Origin of the sequence: Acinetobacter sp. MF4640, from assembly GCF_002018895.1 — a bacterium.
Taxonomy (GTDB): Bacteria; Pseudomonadota; Gammaproteobacteria; order Pseudomonadales; family Moraxellaceae; genus Acinetobacter; species Acinetobacter johnsonii.
Genome location: NZ_MVOM01000116.1, coordinates 1 through 1,984, shown reverse-complemented (window position 1 = coordinate 1,984; position 1,984 = coordinate 1). Strand labels below are relative to the sequence as shown.

Below are 1,984 nucleotides of genomic sequence, written 5' to 3'. Positions count from 1 at the left end.
TGACTTTAGTGTGCCGCAGCAAGCGGCGTAAGAGATGAGGGTATGGCCCCTCGCTATCGGCTTGCAGGAGCAGGTAGCAAACCACCATAAGCGGCTTGGATCAAAAGTCCCGGTCGTGAGCGTTATGGAAAAGGCATCGTAGAGATGTCAGGTAAGAATTAGGAAGGCGAACAACAGTGAACTGCCGTTCAAGTGTCGAAAGTACTCAAATGACATCAAAACCGGGGATGGAAGTTACCCCGCGATTAGTTTGGCCGTTACCTGCTTACGGGCCATTCGGTGTCCGGCGTAGAGGCAGCGCGATCCTAATTCAGGCTCTTACGTTGAACTGCGGGAACCTTCGGTGGCGATGTCAAGCGAAAGGCACAAGCTCAAAAGGCAAGGCTGATAATAGCAATGCGTCACCAAGGGGCGGAGCAACTCGTAGTAGTGTTGAAGTTACTGTAATGGTAATGGAGCGAAGGGGTTGCATTATCCAGGTCTACGGATTTGTCAACTGTGCAAGCAGGAGGAGCAAAACTTTATGACCAAACCATTTAATATTCCTAAAGCGTTAATCTGGGAGGCATTTAAAAAAGTCAAAGAGAATGGTGGCGCTCCAGGCGTTGATCATGAATCTATTGAGCAATTCGAAAAGCATTTAAAGAACAACCTATACAAACTATGGAATCGACTTTGTTCTGGCAGTTATTTTCCACCGCCAGTTAAGGCTGTTCCGATTCCAAAGAAGTCAGGTGGCGTGCGTATACTAGGTATTCCAACAGTTGCAGATCGAGTCGCGCAAACAGCAGTTAAGCTCTTATTAGAGCCGAAAATTGATCCATTATTTCATCCAAACTCATATGGATATCGTCCGGGGCGTTCTGCCCATGATGCAATTGCGATAGTGAGGAGACGAAGTTGGGATTATGACTGGGTTGTGGAATTTGATATCAAAGGTCTCTTTGATAACATCGACCATGATTTACTAATGCGTGCACTCAAGAAACACTGTGAAATTCCATGGATTCTTTTATATGTGCAACGTTGGTTAAAAGCACCAATGCAACACATAAATGGCCATCTTTTAGAAAGGAATCGCGGCACACCACAAGGTGGTGTTGTGAGTCCTTTATTGGCGAATTTATTTATGCATTATGCTTTTGATATGTGGATTACGAAACATCTTCAAAGTGTACGGTTCTGCCGTTATGCAGATGATGGCGTAATTCATTGTCGGAGTTTATCTCAAGCCAAACTTGTTTTACAAAAGATCGATGCACGATTTCGTGAATGTGGTCTCGAATTGCATCCAGACAAGACAAAGATTGTTTATTGCCAAGATATTAATCGTCGTAAAGCATATCCCGATGTTCAATTTACTTTTCTCGGGTACACGTTTAGGCCCCGTAAGGCTGTGGACAAGTATAAAAGAGTTTATGTAAATTTCTCTCCTGCAGTCAGTCGTGATGCACTTAAAGCAATGCGACAGACTATTCGGAAATGGCATCTACATCTGATGTGTAATCGCGAATTAAGTGATTTATCTGCAATATTCAATCCAATTCTTCAAGGTTGGCAGCAATACTATGGTCGATTCCATGGTTCAGCAATGTCAGCGATCTGGCAACACATGAATGCTTATCTTATACGCTGGTTGAGGCGTAAGTATAAAAACTTGGCCCGTCATAAAAGACGGGCTAGATATGCCTTAGGGCGACTTGCGCGTGATTTTCCAAATGCCTTTGTGCACTGGAAAATGGGATGTTTACCATCGGTTGGATAATGGGAGCCGGATGAGCTGAGAGGTTCATGTCCGGTTCTGCGAGGGGCTAAGGGTGAAATTCCCTTGGTCTACTCACCCCTATATTCAAACAAATTCAGGCTGGGTCTATACCGCCTTTATTATTGATGTGTTCTCACGAGCAATTGTTGGATGGAAAGTATCTACACGGATGAATACAGATATGGTGCTCGATGCACTTGAGCAAGCATTGCACGATCG

Annotated in this window: 1 protein-coding gene and 1 pseudogene; both read left to right on the top strand. The window is 44.4% G+C overall.

Features of this window, described 5'->3' with window-relative positions:
- Positions 1-523 precede the first annotated feature (523 nt).
- Entirely contained in the window at positions 524-1,765 is a 1,242-nt protein-coding gene (gene ltrA, locus MF4640_RS18630) for a group II intron reverse transcriptase/maturase (protein WP_078390491.1), read from the top strand.
- Positions 1,766-1,844: 79 nt separating this feature from the next.
- Positions 1,845-1,984: pseudogene (locus MF4640_RS18625) on the top strand (DDE-type integrase/transposase/recombinase); the annotation flags it as partial.

Excerpts from the sequence above, each read along its gene's own strand:
- ltrA (WP_078390491.1), top strand. The coding sequence starts at position 524 with ATGACCAAACCATTTAATATTCCTAAAGCGTTAATCTGGGAGGCATTT.